The sequence below is a fragment of the Microbacterium ureisolvens genome (assembly GCF_015278315.1).
Classification (GTDB): Bacteria; Actinomycetota; Actinomycetes; order Actinomycetales; family Microbacteriaceae; genus Microbacterium; species Microbacterium ureisolvens.
In genome coordinates, this window is the sequence record NZ_JADIJE010000002.1 from 39745 (window position 1) to 55078 (window position 15334).

Here is a 15334-nt window from a genome sequence, read left to right on the forward strand (position 1 = left end):
CATGGTGACCTACGTCTACGACGCCGTCCGCACGCCGTTCGGCCGCGCCGGCGGGGCGCTCTCGGGAGTCCGGCCGGACGACCTCGCCGCCGTCGTCATGAAGGCGACGATCGAGCGGACCGGCCTCGACCCCGCGCGCATCGACGATGTCATCTTCGGTGACGCGAACCAGGCGGGGGAGGACAACCGCAACGTCGCGCGCATGGGCGCGCTGCTGGCGGGGTTCCCGACGTCGGTGACGGGCGTCACGGTCAACCGCCTGTGTGCGTCATCGGTGGAGGCAGTGATCCAGGGATCGCGTGCCATCGACGCCGGCGATGTGGACGTCGTGCTCGCGGGCGGCGTGGAGTCGATGAGCCGCGCGCCCTTCGTCGTCGAGAAGTCGCCGCGGCCGTGGCCGAGCGTCGGCAACCAGACGCTGTGGAACACCTCGATCGGGTGGCGCATGACCAACCCGAAGCTGCCGAAGCACTGGACGATCTCGAACGGCGAGTCCGCCGAGCAGATCGCCCGGGAGTGGGGCATCTCGCGCGACGCGCAGGACGAGTTCGCGGTGCGCTCGCACCGCCTCGCCGCCGAGGCGTGGGCGGCGGGCGTCTACGACGCCGAGACGGTGCAGGTTCCCGGTGCGGAGCTCACGCGCGACGAGGGCATCCGCGACGACACCTCGGTCGAGAAGCTCGCGGGCCTGAAGGCCCTCTTCGCCGCCGACGGCGACGGCACCGTGACCGCCGGCAACTCCTCGCCGATCAACGACGGCGCCTCGGCCGTGCTGCTCGGCCGCGAGGGCGCGCTGCCGGGTGAGCCGCTCGCGCGCATCACCGGGCGCGGGGCCCACGGCGTCGATCCCGACCAGTTCCCGATCGCGCCGATCGAGGCCGCGAACAAGGCGCTCGCGCGCGCCGACCGCACGTGGGCCGACGTCGACCTCGTCGAGCTCAACGAGGCGTTCGCGTCGCAGTCCCTCGCGTGCCTGGCCGGCTGGCCGGAGCTCGACCCCGACAAGCTCAACATCCACGGCGGCGCGCTGGCGATAGGTCACCCGCTCGGTGCGTCGGGCGGCCGCATCATCGGCCACGCCGCGCACGAGCTCGCGCGCCGCGGCGGAGGCGTCGCGGTCGCCGCGATCTGCATCGGCGTGGGGCAGGGCCTCGCCGTCGTCCTCGAGCGCTGAAGTGAGGGCGCGGTGGTGAGGGGAACGAACGCGCCACTTTCCTGCGAGCGCGGCGTCGCGCGACGCCGCGCTCGCAGGGAACTGCAGCGCTGGCGCTGGCGCTGGCGCCCTCGGCGAAGCCGGGAGCGTGCCGTAGGCGCTATCGGCGCTGTCGGAGCACGGCGGGTCGGTAGGGTGAGCCGGTGACCGACGACGCGCGACGTGACGACGACGGCGTCGTGGTGAAGGGCAACGACACCGTGCAGTCCCTGGCACGCGGGCTCGCCGTGATCCGGGCGTTCGACGCGGAGCATCCCGAGCTCACGCTGAGCGAGGTCGCCCGGCGCGCCGACATCACCCGCGCCGCGGCCGGCCGCTTCCTCCGCACGCTCGAGGAGCTGGGCTATGTGCGCCCTTCGGCAGACTCGGGGATTGGAAGAACGTTCGCGCTGACCCCGCGCGTGCTCGAGCTGGGGTTCAGCTACCTCTCCGCGCTGTCGATCCCCGAGATCGTGCAGCCGCACCTCGAGCGGCTGTCGCGCGAGGTCGATGAGAGCGTCTCGGCGGCCGTCCTCGACGGCGGCGACATCGTCTACATCGCCCGCGTCCCGACGCGGCGCATCATGAGCGTCCGCATCACCATCGGCACGCGGTTCCCGGCGTTCGCGACGTCGATGGGTCGTGTGCTGCTGGCCGGGATGCCGGATGCCGCGCGCGACGCGGTGCTCGCGGCATCCGCTCTCCCGTCCCTCACCCAGCGCACCGTCACCGATCGGGGCGAGCTGCGGGCGGAGCTGGCGCGTGTGGAGGAGCGGGGGTGGGCGCTCGTCGACGGCGAGCTCGAGCCCGGGCTGCGGTCGGTCGCTGTGCCGCTGCACGACCGCCGCGGTGAGGTCGTGGCCGCGGTGAACGTGTCGACGAGCGCGACGCGCGACTCCGTCGACCACGTGGTGGAGCGGTACCTGCCGCCGCTGCAGCGCACCGCGGCGGCGATCGACGCGGAGCTGCGCCTCGTCTAGCGGGCGGTCTTGTCGGGGTAGCCGGGTACCGCCGTGCGACCGGTGCCGGCGAGGGGGCCGGTGCCGAGACGCAGCATTCGCTGCACGCCGCTGAGGACGACGGCTCCGGTGAACGCGGCCGCGGCGATCGCGACCAGCAGGCGGACCCACCCCTCGATCGAGGCCACCCCGGCGACATCGTAGGTCTCGTTGTCGACGAGCTGCCACGTGACCACGGTCAGCATGAAGGCGATCACCAGCGACAGCCCGCCGGTCGCCCAGAGGGCGACCGCCCAGGGATTGCGCGTCATGCGCTCATCCTGGCAGGCGCCGCCGCCTCAGAAGACGATCGTGTGGTTGCCGTGGCGGATGACGCGGTCCTGGGCGTGCCACAGCACCGCGCGCGAGAGCACCTGGCGCTCGACGTCGGCGCCCCGACGAGCGAGCTCCGCGGCGGAGTCGGCGTGGGTGACCCGGACGGTGTCCTGCTCGATGATCGGGCCCTCGTCGAGGTCGTCGGTGACGTAGTGCGAGGTGGCGCCGATCAGCTTGACGCCGCGCTGCTTGGCCTTCTTGTACGGCTCGGCGCCGATGAAGGCCGGCAGGAACGAGTGGTGGATGTTGATCACCGGCACCCCCAGCTGCGCGAGGAAGTCGCCGGAGAGGATCTGCATGTAGCGGGCGAGGACGACGAAGTCGACGTTGCCCTTCAGCAGCTCGAGGATCTTCGCCTCGGAGACCGACTTGTCGGGGCCGGGCACACCGGGCACGTGGAAGAACGGCACGCCGAACGAGCGGACGTCCTCGGCCGAGGTGGTGTGGTTCGAGATCACCATGGGAACCGTCACCGGCAGGTCGCCCCGGCGGTGGCGCCACAGCAGGTCGAGCAGGCAGTGATCCTGCTGGGACGAGAGGATCGCCATGCGCTTCGGGGTCGACTGGTCGGTGAGCGACCACTCGAGCTCGAAGCCCGTGAGGGTCTCGGCGATCTCGTCCTCGATGTGCGGGCGGTCGGCTGCGAAGCCGGGGCGATGGAACACGACCCGCTGGAAGTACGCCCCACCGGTCGGGTCGTCGGAGTACTGGTCGAAGGCCACGATGTTCCCGCCGATGCGCGTGATCATCGCCGAGACGGCGGCGACGATGCCCGGGCGGTCGCTCCCGTGGACGATGAGGCAGGCGTGATCGGGGTTCAGCTGGGGCGCGGCCATTGTTCGATTCTGCCCTGTCGGCGAGGGGCCGGAATGACGGATGCCGTCACGCGGAGTCCGCGACGCGCACCAGGTCGCCGTTGCGCGTGAGGTCGAGATACCGCGCCACCGCATCGCGGCTCTTGGTGAGGCACGCGAGCCGGTCGTCGAGCGCGGAGAGCTCTGTGGCCAGCATCTCGGCGAGTTCGCGCGAGCATGTCGGCCGCTCCATCGCACACTGGCGCTCGACGTCGAGCACCACTTTCGCGAGGCGGGTCGACAGCCCCGCCTGCACGAGGCCGCGGGCGCGCGCGGCGCGATCCACGTCGGCCTCGTCGTACGCGCGATAGCCGTTCGCCGACCGCTCGGAGGCCAGCAGCCCCTGCTCCTCGTAGTAGCGCAGCATGCGCGCCGGGATGCCGGTGCGCTGGGAGAGTTCGCCGATCTTCATGCCGTTCCGTCCTCCGTGTCGATGTGTGTCGCGCCGAAGCTTGACATTGACATTGATGTCAAAGTTTAGCCTCGCTCCATGACCTCGTCCACGGCATCCGTCACCCTCCCCGATTCCTCCGTCGCGCGCTTCCCGCTCGGCGCGCTCCTGCTGCTCTCGCTCGGCGTCTTCGTCACCGTCACGGCCGAATCCCTGCCGGCCGGACTCATGCCCGAGATGGCCGCCGACCTCGGGGTCGATCCGCTGCGCATCGGCCTGCTCGTCTCGGTGTGGGCGATCGTGGTGATCGCCTCGAGCATCCCGCTCACCCGGGCGACGCGGCGGATCGACCGCCGCGTCGTCGTCGCGGTCTCGCTCGCGTTGTTCGCCGTCGCCAACATCGCGACGGCGTTCGCGCCGAGCTACGAGGTGGCCTTCGCCACGCGGGTCGTGGCGGCTCTCGCGCACGGCGTCTTCTGGGCGATCGTCATCGTCTACGCCACCTCGCTGCTCTCGGGCGCGCAGCTCGGCCGCGGTCTCGCGCTGGTCACCGGTGGTGGCACGGCGGCCACGGTGCTCGGTCTTCCGACGGCCACGGCGCTGGCGCAGCTCACCAGCTGGCGCGTCTCGTTCGCGGTGATGGGGATCGGGATGCTGGTGCTCGCGGCCGTCGTCTTCCGCCGGCTTCCGCGCTCGGTCGTGGTGCCGCTCCCCGCCGGGGAGCGGGCACCGCTCCGGCACGATCGGAGCATCCCGCCGCTCCTCGCCTACGGCTTCGCGGGCCTGCTCATCGGCCTGGCGCAGTTCCTCGCCTTCGTCTACATCCGCCCCTACCTCGCCGAGTCCGCCGGCATCGCCGACGGCTGGGCGAGTGCGCTGCTGTTCGTCTACGGCGCCGCCGGCATCCTCGGCGTCGTCGTGGCGGGCCCGCTCGCCGACCGGTTCCCCCGGACGGCGCTGACCGCATCGCTGCTGGTGTTCGTCGCCGCCTACGCCGCCCTCGCCGTGCTCCCTCACGTCACGCCCGTCGTCATCGTCGCACTGGCACTGTGGGGAGCCGGCACGGGGGCGATGTTCCCGCTGATCCAGACGGCGCTCATGCGCGCGGCATCCGATCGCCTCCGCGACCTCGCGAGCGCATCGATCGTGGTGCTCTTCAACGTCGGGATCGCCGGCGGATCGTGGGCGGGCGGCCAGCTCACCGCGACCTACGGGCCGACGGCGAACATGGCGGTCGCCGCGGTCGTGGTGCTGGTCGCGGCGGTCCTGACGGCCCTCGGCGCGGGGCTCAGCGCGCGGCGGGCGGGCTGAGTGGGGCGACGCCGCGTCGGTCCACCCCGACCGCCGCTCGAGGCGCATGACTTTCGACGGGATCGATGAGCTCGTCGGCGTCGTCGGGCGCGTGGGGCCGGCGCCCGAGCTCCTGCCCGCGCAGCAGGAACCGCACGCGCCTGGGCACCGAGTCGTAGCCTGAGGACCATGGTCTACACGCGCGACTCGATCCCCGACCTGCACGGCCGCGTGGCCGTCGTCACGGGTGCGAACGGGGGACTCGGACTCGAGACCGCGAAGGCGTTCGCCGCCAAGGGCGCGCACGTCGTGTCGGCCGTCCGCGACCTGGAGAAGGGTGCCGAAGCGCTCGAGCAGATACGCGCCGAGACACCGGGCCCCTCGCTCGAGCTGGTCGAGCTCGACCTCGGATCCCAGGCATCGGTCAAGCGGGCTGCGGAGCACATCGCGGCGACGCATCCGTCGATCGACATCCTCGTGAACAACGCCGGTGTCATGGCGATGCCCGAGCGCACGACGGAGGACGGCTACGAGATGCAGCTGGGCATCGACCATCTCGGCCACTGGACCTTGACCGCGCTGCTGCTCCCGTCGATCCTCGCGGCTCCCGCGGCCCGGGTCGTGACGGTGACCTCGACAGCACATCACTTCGGGCGCGCGATCGACCTCGACAATCCCTATCGCCGAGGCAAGTATCAGCCGTGGCTCGTCTACGGCAACGCCAAGCTCGCCAATTACCACTTCGGACTGGGCCTCGACGCACGATTCCGCGACGCGGGGGTCCGCGCGCAGAGCCTCATCGCCCACCCCGGCCTCTCGCACACCGACCTTCAGACCCGCACGGTCCGCGAGGGGGGCGGTGGACGGATGGCGGCCTTCTTCGCGGGCACGGCGGCGCGACGGGGCATGCCCGCGAGCGAGGGCGCGATGCCGCAGATCCGAGCCGCGACCGACCCCTCCGCCCGCGGCGGCCAGTTCTACGGACCGCGGTGGATGAACACGGGCCGAGCTGTACGGGTGCCGGTGCTGCGGCTCGGCCGCCGCCGGGCGATAGAGAAGCTGTGGGCGTTCTCCGAGGCCGAGACGAGCGTGCCGATCTCACTTTGATTGTTCATCCACTGAAGGCCGGCTGGAATCGACAGTGACGTTGTGGCCACTTCGGCCCCTTCCCTGCGGCGATCCCTTGGTTCGATGGCGGATGCCGCGGGCCGCGGCATCCGCCATCCCTATCGCACGCCCCGCATGAGCTTCAGCACCGGCTTCACGGACGCGAGCAGCGCGAGTCCCAGCACGATCGCGATGCCGCCGAGGATCGTGAAGTACGGGATCTCGTCCTCGGGGTTGTAGAACTGCGCGAGCCAGCCGGCGATCGCCGTGCCGAGGGCGATGGAGAGGAAGTACAGCGCCACCATCTGGGTGTGGAACCGCTGCGGTGCGAGCTTCGTCGTGACCGAGAGGCCCGGCGGGGAGATGAAGAGCTCGGCGATCGTGAAGACGAACAGGATCATGACGATCGCCAGCAGCGGCGTCGAGTTCGGGGCGCCGTTGGCCCAGGGGAGGAACAGCAGGAATGCGACGCCCATGATCATCGCGCCGAGCGCGAACTTGACGGGCGCCGACGGCGCACGATCGCCGAGCTTGGTCCAGATCGCGGCGAACACGCCGGAGAGGATGATGACGAAGATCGGGTTGATCGAGTTCACCCACGACACCGGCATCTCCCAGCCGAAGATCGTGCGGTCGAGCTGCTTGTCGGAGTAGATCGTGAGCACCGTGAACTGCTGCTGGTAGAGCGACCAGAACCCCACGTTCACGATGAACAGCGGGATGAAGCCGATCACCCGCGAGCGGTCGTCGCCGGTGATCGCGCGCGACGAGATGATCACCGAGAAGTAGGCGATCGCCGCGCCGAGCGTCACGAGGATCACGATGCCCGCGAGATTGTCGGCGCGGATCACGCCGGTGAGCACGAGCACGACGATGAGCAGCAGGCCGGCGATGCCGATCCCGATCATCATCCCGCGGCGGTTCGCCGGGAGCGGGTTCGCGACGACGCGGGATGAGGCGGGCAGCTGCTTGCGGCCGAACGAGTACTGGGTGAGGCCGATCGCCATGCCGATCGCCGCCGCGCCGAAGCCCCAGTGGAAGCCGACGTTGCTCTGCAGGAAGCCGGTCACGATCGGTCCGAGGAACGCACCGAGGTTGATGCCGAGGTAGAAGAGCGAGAACCCGGCGTCGCGGCGCGGGTCCTTCGCGGAGTACAGCGTCCCGACGACGGCCGTGGCGTTGGCTTTCAGCCCGCCCGAACCGACGGCGACGAGGACGAGCCCGACCCCCAGCCCCCACACGCTGGGGAGCAGGGCCAGGGCGATGTGCCCGGCCATGATGACCCAGGCGCTGTAGAAGAGCACGCGCTCCGAGCCGAGCAGGCGGTCGGCCACCCAGGCGCCGAGGATGGTCGACAGGTAGACGGTGCCGCCGTAGGCGCCGACGATGCCGGTCGCGGTCGCCTCCGGGATCCCGAGGCCGCCCTCCGACACGGAGTAGTACATGTAGATGAGCAGGATGCCCTGCATGCCGTAGAAGCTGAACCGCTCCCACATCTCCACCCCGAAGATGTGCGCGAGCGCCCAGGGCTGCCCGAAGAACCTCGCGTCGTGGTCGGCGCCGTCGTCGGGGGCCGTCGTGCCGGCGGCGTCGGTGCCGCTGCGGGCGGCCAGCGTGCCCGTCCTCGTGGCGTCGGCCGCGGCGGTGGCGCCGTCCGGCGGACCGACCGGCACCTGCTCCGGCCTGTTCTCGCCCCGCGTCGGATCGCTCCCCTGATCGCCTTGTTCCCGCCCGTCCATGGCCAGCCTCCGTCGCCCCCGGTGTGTGGTCAGGCTAGCGACGGGCTCGCGGGCGCGATAGCCCCCCGCGCTCGGGCGTTAGTGTGAGCCAGGGGCTCACAGGACGGCGCACACATGCGGATCGGCATCATCGGCGGCGGCGCCGCGGGGCTCGCGAGCGCCTGGCTGCTGGAGCGGGATCACGAGGTCACGCTGTTCGAGAGGGACGACCGCCTCGGCGGCCACGCGCACACCGTCGACGTCGAGGTCGACGGCCGGGCGCTCCGAGTGGACGCCGGCTTCCAGTTCTTCGCCCGCAGCGCCGCCTACGCGACGTTCAACCGGCTCCTCGACGAACTCGGCGTTCCGCGCACGACCTATCCGGCGACGCTCACCGTCTCGCGCATCGACGGCACGCGTCCGGTGGCGATGCCGCCGTTCCGGCGCGGCCGGCTGGTATGGGCCTCTCTCACACCTCGGGCGATCGCCCACCTGCTGCGTTTCCGCGCGTTCCTGTCGCGTCTGCCGGCGTTCCTCGCCCAGCACGACACGACAGTGACGATCGCCGAGTACGTCGAGCGCGAGGGGCTGCCCAAGGCGTTCGTCGACGACTTCCTCTTCCCTCTGCTGCTCGCGTTCTGGTGCGTCGACCTCGACGAGTTCCGGCGGTTCGCGGCCTACAACGCCCTGTACTACCTGGGTGCGAATCTGCCTCGCGGCCTGCGGCCGCCCGACCAGTGCGAGATCCCGGGCGGACTCCGCGCCTACGTGGACGCCCTCGTCGCCTCGCTGGGGCGGACGACGCTGCACACGGGCTCCGGCGTCGACGCCGTCACCCGGGATGCCGACGGCACGCTGCTGGTCGAGGCCGCCGGGTCGCGGCATCCGTTCGACCATCTCGTGCTGGCGTGCAACGCGCGCCAGGCGCACGACCTGCTGGCACCGCTGCCGGAGCTCGCAGAGACGACGCGACAGCTGAGGCGATTCCGGTACTTCGACACCACGATCGCGATCCACGGGGATCGACGCCTCATGCCGCGAGATCGGTCCGCGTGGTCGGTCGTGAACGTGCGGACGGATGCCGCGCACAGCGCGCTGTCGGTCTGGAACCCGTCGCGCGGGGCAGATGTGTTCAAGAGCTGGGTGACCTACGACGAGGACCTGCCGCGGCCGCTGTACGCCACGGCGACCTACGAGCACGGACTCATCGACACCGACTACTTCGATGCGCAACGACGGCTGCGCCCGCTGCAGGGGCAGCACGGCGTGTCGCTCGCGGGGCTGTACACCGCCGACGCGGACTCCCACGAGAGCGCGATCCGCTCGGCCGTCGCGGTCGCCGAGCGCCTCGGCCCGGACTCACCGCGCCTCGCGTCGCTGCGTGCGCCCGGCGGCTGAACCCCGGCCGCTGAACCGGCCGGCCGCTGACGTCCCTCACACGACGGACGCACCCTCCAGCACCCGCGCCCGCTGCAGAGTGGCGAGTGCGCTGATCGTCGACTCGGCACCGCGATTGTCGTTTCGGCCCGTCGGGGTCAGTCCGTCGTAGCCGGCGCCGGTGACCGGATCGAACAGCGCGACGCCGACGTCGTTGTCGCCTTCGAACCACGCCCACGCGCGGCGGACCTCGCGCTGCCAGCGCTCTTGACCGGTGACCGTGCGCGCGCGCAGCGCGGCGTCGGCGATCGCGGCGGCCTCGAGCGGCTGCTGGTCGAATGCCGGAGCGGCGTCGAAGGGCCCGCGGCCGCCGACGGGCGTCGGTGAGAGGTGGCCGTCGCGCGTTTCGCGTGCGAGAAGAAAGTCGAGGAGTTCCAGTCCGCGCCGGATGAGGTCGCGCTCGCCACGTGCGGTCCCCGCCGCGAGCAGGGCGTCAGGAAGGGAGCCGTTCGCGTAGTGCAGGCGGTCCTCGGGCCAGCACCAGCCGGGGTGCGCCGGCGCGGTGAGCACCGGCCTGGCGTCATCGAGCACACGACGGGCGGCGGCCGAACGCGGGTCGGCCTCGAGCACTGCCGCCGCGCCGAGCGCGGCGAACGCGGCGGTGCGCAGCGACAGCCCGGGTCCGGAGGCTCGTGCCGCCCGCTCGAACACCGCGTGCGCGCGCCGGCGCACGTGCTCGTCGCCGGACATGGTCGCCGCGACGGCGAGTCCGTGCAGGGCGCGCCCCCACCAGTCACCGCGCGCGGGCGCATCGCGCCAGCGTCCGTCGATGTCCATCCGGTTCCGCGCGCGTCCGTCGGGGACGACGGCGTGGTCGACGAAGGTCAGATACGTCTCGGTGAGCCGGCCTGCGATGGTCGAGCCGTCTTCGCGCACGGTCACGATCAGGGCACGCGCGGCGTCGTCCAGGCAGTAGCCGTGTTCGCGTCGCGGGGACGCTCTCGACGCGTGCTCGAAGATCCCGCGGTCGTCGGTGAGGGCTGCGAGATGCGCGAGCGGCAGCGGTGCGCTCACGCGGCCCGCTCGGCGCGCAGCCGGGCCGCAAGGGCCGCGTAGCGCGCGGCCACCTCCGGCCAGGGCAGGCCGAGTCCTCCGGCGGCGGCCGGCCGCGTCATCCGCCGCGGCCCGCGAGCGGCGTCCAGGGTGCGCCGCAGCGCCGCGGCCATGGCCGCGAGATCGTCGTGCGGGACCGCGATGCCCGAGCGTCCGTCGAGCAGCTCGACGGCGTGCGGGAACGCGGTCGCGACGACCGGCACGCCCGAGGCGACGGCCTCGACGAGCACTCCCGACGTCGCCTGCTCCTGCGACTCGTACGGCAGCAGTACGACGTCCGCCGAGCCGCGCAGCTCGTCCAGCTCGGCGTCGTCCAGGTAGCGGTCGACGAAGTGCACGTCCGACTCGACGCCGAGCGCCCGCGACAGTCCCTGCAGCGAGTCGCGGTAGCGCTCGCCGTCGTGCGCGAGCACCTTCGGGTGCGTCTGGCCGGCGATGACGTACTCGGCACGCAACCCCTGTTCGCGCAGCAGGGACAGGGCGCGGATGCCGCGATCGAGCCCCTTCCCGGGAGAGATCAGGCCCCACGTGGCGATGCGCGGCAGGGCGCCCGCGTGGGGGGCGGCGCCCGCCTGCGGCACCGGCACGCCGTGCGGGATGAGCGCCACGCGACGCGGATCGACGTCGTACTCGCGCAGGAGCGTGTCGCGCGCGTGCGTGGTCATCACCACCAGCACCGATGCGAGGGCACCCAGTCGCACGATGATGTCGCGCTGCGGCCCGCTGGGGGCGGGAAGCACGGTGTGCAGCACCACGATCACCGCGGATCGCAGTCGTGCGATGGTCTCGAGCACGTCGATGCCGTCGGGACCGCCGTAGATGCCGTACTCGTGCTGTGCGATCACGACGTCGCAGCCGGCGAGGGCCTCGGCCGCGGCGGCGGGGTCGTCCCGCGGAACGGCGGCGTCGACGGGCGGTGTGATGCGCGGGTCATCGGCCGCGTCCCCGTCCTGGAGCACGCGCACGATCACCGCCGGGTCCTGCGGTCCGCACATCGCCGCGGCCAGCGAGCGGCTGAAGGTGGCCAGCCCGCAGCGCGTGGGCGGGTAGGTGGAAAGGAAGCCGAACCGGGTCATCTCGTCATCTCCTTCGCGAAGCCGGTGTCGTGGCGGGTTCGGCGAGGGTCGGATGCCGCGGCCAGCAGCCCGCGGTACAGCTCGAGGTAGGCGTCGACCATGCGGTCGGCACTGAAGCGGTCGCGTGCGCGATCGCGTACGGTCCGGCGGTCGAGGGCGATCGCACGCCCCACGGCGGCGACGGCTCCTGCGATGCCGTCGGCGGGCGGGACGAGGCATCCGGTGACGCCCTCGTCGACCACTTCCGGAAGCGCGCCGCGCGCGTAGGCGACCACCGGCGTGCCGCAGGCCATGGCCTCGATCACGGACAGGCCGAACGGCTCGTCGAAGTGGATCGGGTGCAGCAGCGCCGCCACCGAGCCGAGGACGCCCGGGCGATCCACGGCGCCGACCGGGCCGAGGTGGACCACCCGCTCGCCGTCGATGTGGGGCTCCACCCGCTGCCGGAAGTACTCCTCGTCATGGACGATGCCGGCGATGAGGAGACGTCGACCCGCACGGCGGGCGATCTCGATGGCGTCGGCGACGCCCTTGTCGGGATGGATGCGGCCGAAGACGAGCAGGTCGTCGCCGCCCGGTCCTGCGGGGAACGCGTCGAGGTCGAGGCCGTGCCCGATGGTGGCGGCGTAGGGCAGGTCGGGCGAGCGGTCCGCGGCCGAGATCGCGACCAGCGCCGACGATGCGCGACGGTACGCCGGCAGGATGCCGGGACCCGAGAATCCGTGCACCGTGGTGACCAGCGGCGCGCGCCACAGCTCGCCGAAGGCGAGAGGCAGCCAGTCGAGGTGGCTGTGGACGAGGTCGAAGTCGCCGGACCGCGCCAGCACGTGCGCCACGTGCAGCGCCTCCCAGACGCGCCCGTCCATCGCGGGATCCTCCGCGTAGCCGTGGGGCGCGACCGCGTCCAGCCGCGCCGTCGTCACCGAATCGGCGGTCGCGAACAGCGTCACGTCGACGCCGCGGGCGACCAGGCCCTCGGCCAGCGTCGAGGCCACCTGCTCCCACGGTCCGTAGTGCACGGGCGGCGTCCGCCACGCGATCGGCGCCATCATCGCGACTCGCAGCGGCGCCGCGCGGGCGTCGTCGATCGGGTCGGGTGTGGTCATGCGGGTCCTGCTTCCGGGAGAACCACACCGTAGGCGCGCCCGACGCTTCCCGGACCGGGGTTGACAACCGCGCTTCCCCCGCGCAAGGCGTGCGGCGCCGGATCACTCCCGGAGGGACGGATGCCGCTCCTGCGGCGCGTGGTGTCGCGGGATGAACAGCGCCACCACGAGGGCGATCACGGCCGCCCCGCCGCCGAGCAGGAACGAGACCTGGAACGCGGCCGGCTCGGGGACCGACACCCCGTCCAGGTCGATCGCGAAGGTGGCCAGCACCGCGCCGACCACGGCGGCGGCGGTGCTCGTGCCGAGCGAGCGGAAGAGGGCGTTGAGGCCGTTCGAGGCGCCGGTCTCGGACTGCGGCACCGAGCGCATGATGAGCATCGGCATGGCCGCGTAGCCGAAGCCGATGCCGAAGCCGATCCCGATGTTGGCGACGAGGATCTGCCACACCTCGCTCGAGAACAGGAGGGTGAAGCCGTAGGTGACCACGAGCGCCATCGCGCCCAGCACCAGCAGCAGCTTCGGGCCCACCGTGCGGGCGAGCTGGCCCGAGAACGGCGAGAGCACCATCATCACCAGGCCCGCCGGCATGACGACGAGGCTCGCGGCCACGAGCGACAGGCCGAAGCCGCCCACCGCCGCGGGCAGCTCCAGCATCTGCGGGTAGACGACGTTCGAGGCGAAGAGCGAGAACCCGAAGGCGATCGAGGCGAGGTTCGTCAGCAGCACCGGGCGCCGTGCGGCGACCCGCAGATCCAGCAGCGGGTCGTCGGTGCGCAGCTCATACCAGCCCCACAGGAGCAGTACCGCGAGACCGCCGAGGCCGCAGACGAGCACGGCGGGGGAGGTCCAGCCCCACTCGTTGCCCCGCGAGACCGCGAGCAGCACCCCGACGAGGCCGACCGCCAGGCCGAGGGTGCCGAGGTAGTCGAAGCGCCCGCCGGTGCGCAGCGCGCTCACGGGCACGATCCACAGCACGAGGGCGAACACGATCGCGCCGAGCCCGGCGGCGACCCAGAAGAGCACGTGCCAGTCGCTGCGCTCGGTGATGAGGGCGCTGATCGGCAGTCCGAGCGCGCCGCCCACGCCGAGCGTCGCGCTGATCAGGGCGATCGCGGCATCCACCCGGTCCTCGTGGAGCACGTCGCGCAGGATCGAGATGCCGAGCGGGATGACGCCGGTGACCGCACCCTGCAGCGTGCGGCCGATGATCACCCCGACGATGCCGGGGGATGCCGCCGCGATGACCGAGCCCAGCACCAACAGCGCGAGCAGCACCAGCACGATGCGGCGCTTCCCGTACATGTCGCCGAGCCGGCCGGCGATCGGCGTCATCACCGCGGCGGCGAGGAGCGTCGAGGTCACGACCCACGCGGTGTCTTCGCGGCTGGCGTTCAGCAGCTCGGGGAGCTTGGACTGGATCGGCACGACCAGCGTGAACATGAACGACGACGCGAGCCCCGCGATCGCCAGGACCGCGACGATCGCGCCCTGGCGAGGCATCCGGGTGAGTCTTCTTCTCGCGTCCTCGTCACCCGTACCCATCGCTTCAGGCTATCGGGGCCCGCAGGCACCAGGCTCTGCCGACCGTCGAGCGAGCGGGGAACGCGCGAGACGAAAGGCGCGAGCGGCGGAGTACCGTGAACGCATGGCCGAGACCCCGACCCCGCCCGGCATCGACATCCGCTTCCTCGACACGGTCGAGGAGGTGCATCGCGCGTCGGCCGTGCTCGCCGAGGTCTGGGGCGGCGACAGGGGCGGCATGCCGCCGAACCTGCTGCGCGCACTCGCCCACGCCGGCAACTACGCGGTCGGCCTGTACGACGAGGAGCGCATGGTCGGGGCATCCGTCGCGTTCTTCGCCGAGCCGTCGGCCCGCTCGATGCACAGCCACATCACCGGTGTGCTCGCCGACCAGCGGTCGCAGGGGCTCGGCCGGGTGCTGAAGCGCCACCAGCAGGAGTGGGCGCTCGCCCGCGGCGTGGGCCACATCACCTGGACCTTCGACCCGCTCGTCGCCCGCAACGCCCACTTCAACCTGCGGGTGCTCGGCACGCGTGTGACCGAGTACCTCGTCAACCACTACGGACCCATGGACGACGGCGTCAACCGCGGCGACGAGACCGACCGCATCATGGTGTCGTGGGCGCTCGCCGCTCCGCCCGCGCCGACGCCCGACGACGATCGCGTCGTGGCGTCGGTCGAGATCCCGCACGACATCGAGACGATGCGTCGCGAAGCGCCGACGGATGCCGCGGCCTGGCGCCTCCGGGTGCGCGATGCCGTTCTCGGCCACGTGGCCGACGGCCTCGCGATCGGCGGCTTCGACGACGCGCGTGGGTACCTTTTCGTCCGGCCCTGACGGGTTTCGTCTCGCTCGTTCCCCGCTCGCTCAACGACCGGCCACCCCGCACCGCCCGCGAGCTCCGGCGACCCCATCCCGCACCCGCCGGTGACGACGCTGGCCCGGCCCCGGTCGGCGAGCGCCGGCGACCCCGGGCCCGGTCGTTGAGCGCCGGCGAGCGAGACGAAACGCGCCCCACCCCGCCGATACCTGGGGCGCGCCGGCCCCTACTCCTGCGGATCCTTCGTGGGGTCGCCCGGCCGGACGTCCGCGTCGTCTCGGATGTCGATGCGGGTGACGCCGTCGCGGTGCGTGACGTCGATGCGGGGATCGGCGTCGGACTCGACGGCGTCGGGCGCCGAGGTCAGCTGGTCGCGCCGCTTCTCCTCGTCGGTCATGCCTGTGCCGTCGGTGGTGTCGTCGTGGCTCATC

General features: G+C 72.0%; 15 protein-coding genes. 6 read left to right on the top strand and 9 right to left on the bottom strand.

Annotated elements, in window-relative coordinates; genetic code table 11:
* Window position 1: 1 nt before the first annotated feature.
* A complete protein-coding gene (locus IM767_RS02515; RefSeq protein WP_194398789.1) occupies window positions 2-1174 on the top strand; it encodes a thiolase family protein in 1173 nt (390 codons plus the stop codon).
* A gap of 182 nt (window positions 1175-1356) precedes the next feature.
* A complete protein-coding gene (locus IM767_RS02520) occupies window positions 1357-2172 on the top strand; it encodes an IclR family transcriptional regulator domain-containing protein (protein ID WP_239453126.1) in 816 nt (271 codons plus the stop codon).
* Here the strand turns inward: IM767_RS02520 and IM767_RS02525 are convergent.
* The 3 genes from IM767_RS02525 to IM767_RS02535 are packed head-to-tail and all read right to left on the bottom strand — an operon-like array spanning window position 2169 to window position 3792.
* Window positions 2169-2462: a hypothetical protein gene (locus IM767_RS02525; RefSeq protein ID WP_109208895.1), complete on the bottom strand. Its 294-nt coding sequence runs from the start codon at window positions 2460-2462 to the stop codon at window positions 2169-2171. The genes IM767_RS02520 and IM767_RS02525 overlap by 4 nt on opposite strands.
* A gap of 27 nt (window positions 2463-2489) precedes the next feature.
* Window positions 2490-3362, bottom strand: coding sequence for a formyltetrahydrofolate deformylase (gene purU, locus IM767_RS02530; RefSeq protein WP_109208896.1), 873 nt, complete (start codon window positions 3360-3362; stop codon window positions 2490-2492).
* Window positions 3363-3408: 46 nt separating this feature from the next.
* Window positions 3409-3792, bottom strand: coding sequence for a MerR family transcriptional regulator (locus IM767_RS02535; RefSeq protein ID WP_109208897.1), 384 nt, complete (start codon window positions 3790-3792; stop codon window positions 3409-3411).
* Window positions 3793-3870: 78 nt separating this feature from the next.
* On the opposite strand from IM767_RS02535, the gene IM767_RS02540 reads away from it, so the two are divergent.
* Together IM767_RS02540 and IM767_RS02545 are read left to right on the top strand one after the other, a co-directional pair.
* The gene (locus IM767_RS02540; RefSeq protein ID WP_109208898.1) at window positions 3871-5082 is read left to right on the top strand and encodes an MFS transporter; all 1212 of its coding nucleotides are present in this window, start codon (window positions 3871-3873) and stop codon (window positions 5080-5082) included.
* A 168-nt stretch (window positions 5083-5250) separates the two neighbouring features.
* The gene (locus IM767_RS02545) at window positions 5251-6168 is read left to right on the top strand and encodes an oxidoreductase (RefSeq protein ID WP_109208899.1); all 918 of its coding nucleotides are present in this window, start codon (window positions 5251-5253) and stop codon (window positions 6166-6168) included.
* Between the two features lie 119 nt (window positions 6169-6287).
* Here IM767_RS02545 and IM767_RS02550 read toward each other — a convergent pair whose 3' ends face one another.
* Window positions 6288-7907, bottom strand: a complete 1620-nt coding sequence (locus tag IM767_RS02550; protein ID WP_275426012.1) for a peptide MFS transporter — start codon at window positions 7905-7907, stop codon at window positions 6288-6290.
* Window positions 7908-8021: 114 nt separating this feature from the next.
* Between IM767_RS02550 and IM767_RS02555 the strand changes: the two genes are divergently transcribed.
* Window positions 8022-9284, top strand: a complete 1263-nt coding sequence (locus IM767_RS02555; RefSeq protein ID WP_109208900.1) for an FAD-dependent oxidoreductase — start codon at window positions 8022-8024, stop codon at window positions 9282-9284.
* A 36-nt stretch (window positions 9285-9320) separates the two neighbouring features.
* Here the strand turns inward: IM767_RS02555 and IM767_RS02560 are convergent, their stop codons facing one another.
* The 4 genes from IM767_RS02560 to IM767_RS02575 form a co-directional block, all read right to left on the bottom strand.
* Window positions 9321-10337, bottom strand: a complete 1017-nt coding sequence (locus IM767_RS02560; RefSeq protein WP_109208901.1) for a glycosyltransferase — start codon at window positions 10335-10337, stop codon at window positions 9321-9323.
* Complete coding sequence (locus IM767_RS02565) at window positions 10334-11452, bottom strand: glycosyltransferase (protein WP_109208902.1); 1119 nt, start codon at window positions 11450-11452, stop codon at window positions 10334-10336. Before IM767_RS02565 ends, IM767_RS02560 begins: the two co-directional genes overlap by 4 nt.
* Window positions 11449-12558, bottom strand: a complete 1110-nt coding sequence (locus tag IM767_RS02570; RefSeq protein ID WP_239453128.1) for a glycosyltransferase family 4 protein — start codon at window positions 12556-12558, stop codon at window positions 11449-11451. Before IM767_RS02570 ends, IM767_RS02565 begins: the two co-directional genes overlap by 4 nt.
* A gap of 102 nt (window positions 12559-12660) precedes the next feature.
* Window positions 12661-14061 (bottom strand): MFS transporter, encoded by a 1401-nt coding sequence (locus IM767_RS02575; protein ID WP_109208903.1) that lies wholly within the window; start codon window positions 14059-14061, stop codon window positions 12661-12663.
* Between the two features lie 145 nt (window positions 14062-14206).
* Between IM767_RS02575 and IM767_RS02580 the strand changes: the two genes are divergently transcribed.
* Window positions 14207-14920, top strand: a complete 714-nt coding sequence (locus IM767_RS02580) for a GNAT family N-acetyltransferase (protein ID WP_109208904.1) — start codon at window positions 14207-14209, stop codon at window positions 14918-14920.
* Window positions 14921-15129: 209 nt separating this feature from the next.
* On the opposite strand, the gene IM767_RS02585 is transcribed toward IM767_RS02580, so the two are convergent.
* Window positions 15130-15333 (bottom strand): hypothetical protein, encoded by a 204-nt coding sequence (locus tag IM767_RS02585; protein ID WP_239453130.1) that lies wholly within the window; start codon window positions 15331-15333, stop codon window positions 15130-15132.
* Window position 15334 lies beyond the last annotated feature (1 nt).

What these genes read in the sequence shown, in the direction of transcription:
- IM767_RS02515 (WP_194398789.1), top strand. Translation starts at nt 2, where the DNA reads ATGGTGACCTACGTCTACGACGCCGTCCGCACGCCGTTCGGCCGCGCC.
- IM767_RS02525 (WP_109208895.1), bottom strand. Translation starts at nt 2,462, where the DNA reads ATGACGCGCAATCCCTGGGCGGTCGCCCTCTGGGCGACCGGCGGGCTG.
- purU (WP_109208896.1), bottom strand. Translation starts at nt 3,362, where the DNA reads ATGGCCGCGCCCCAGCTGAACCCCGATCACGCCTGCCTCATCGTCCAC.
- IM767_RS02535 (WP_109208897.1), bottom strand. Translation starts at nt 3,792, where the DNA reads ATGAAGATCGGCGAACTCTCCCAGCGCACCGGCATCCCGGCGCGCATG.
- IM767_RS02540 (WP_109208898.1), top strand. Translation starts at nt 3,871, where the DNA reads ATGACCTCGTCCACGGCATCCGTCACCCTCCCCGATTCCTCCGTCGCG.
- IM767_RS02545 (WP_109208899.1), top strand. Translation starts at nt 5,251, where the DNA reads ATGGTCTACACGCGCGACTCGATCCCCGACCTGCACGGCCGCGTGGCC.
- IM767_RS02550 (WP_275426012.1), bottom strand. Translation starts at nt 7,907, where the DNA reads ATGGACGGGCGGGAACAAGGCGATCAGGGGAGCGATCCGACGCGGGGC.
- IM767_RS02555 (WP_109208900.1), top strand. Translation starts at nt 8,022, where the DNA reads ATGCGGATCGGCATCATCGGCGGCGGCGCCGCGGGGCTCGCGAGCGCC.
- IM767_RS02565 (WP_109208902.1), bottom strand. Translation starts at nt 11,452, where the DNA reads ATGACCCGGTTCGGCTTCCTTTCCACCTACCCGCCCACGCGCTGCGGG.
- IM767_RS02570 (WP_239453128.1), bottom strand. Translation starts at nt 12,558, where the DNA reads ATGACCACACCCGACCCGATCGACGACGCCCGCGCGGCGCCGCTGCGA.
- IM767_RS02575 (WP_109208903.1), bottom strand. Translation starts at nt 14,061, where the DNA reads ATGCCTCGCCAGGGCGCGATCGTCGCGGTCCTGGCGATCGCGGGGCTC.
- IM767_RS02580 (WP_109208904.1), top strand. Translation starts at nt 14,207, where the DNA reads ATGGCCGAGACCCCGACCCCGCCCGGCATCGACATCCGCTTCCTCGAC.
- IM767_RS02585 (WP_239453130.1), bottom strand. Translation starts at nt 15,333, where the DNA reads ATGAGCCACGACGACACCACCGACGGCACAGGCATGACCGACGAGGAG.